Origin of the sequence: Pseudomonas sp. PS01270, assembly GCF_029959775.1 — a bacterium.
GTDB lineage: Bacteria > Pseudomonadota > Gammaproteobacteria > Pseudomonadales > Pseudomonadaceae > Aquipseudomonas > Aquipseudomonas atacamensis.
This window is the reverse complement of the sequence record NZ_JASCPT010000288.1, coordinates 1-328: the sequence shown is the minus strand read 5'-3', so window position 1 is coordinate 328 and position 328 is coordinate 1. Positions and strand designations below refer to the sequence as shown.

2 rRNA genes are annotated in these 328 nt (G+C 50.6%); both read right to left on the bottom strand.

What is annotated here, in order from left to right:
- A 5S ribosomal RNA gene (rrf, locus tag QMX86_RS28205) occupies positions 1-65 on the bottom strand; the annotation flags it as partial.
- Between the two features lie 156 nt (positions 66-221).
- A 23S ribosomal RNA gene (locus QMX86_RS28200) occupies positions 222-328 on the bottom strand; the annotation flags it as partial.

Sequence of the window (328 nt, the reverse complement as noted above, 5' to 3'; positions counted from 1 at the left end):
ATGCATCGTTTCACTGCTGAGTTCGGGATGGGATCAGGTGGTTCCAACGCTCTATGGTCGTCAAGAAATTCGGGTACTGACTCGTGACCGGATGGCCTCGCTTCAGCAAATTGGGTATGTGACAGCTTTCGGTGTTTGTGCGTTTCGAACTTTCGGTTCGTTTCGTCTTCACACACCGCAATCTGGTGCCTTTTCAGGTCAGCAAATTGCTTGGGTGTTATATGGTCAAGCCTCACGGGCAATTAGTATTGGTTAGCTCAACGCCTCACAGCGCTTACACACCCAACCTATCAACGTCGTAGTCTTCGACGGCCCTTCAGGGAACTCA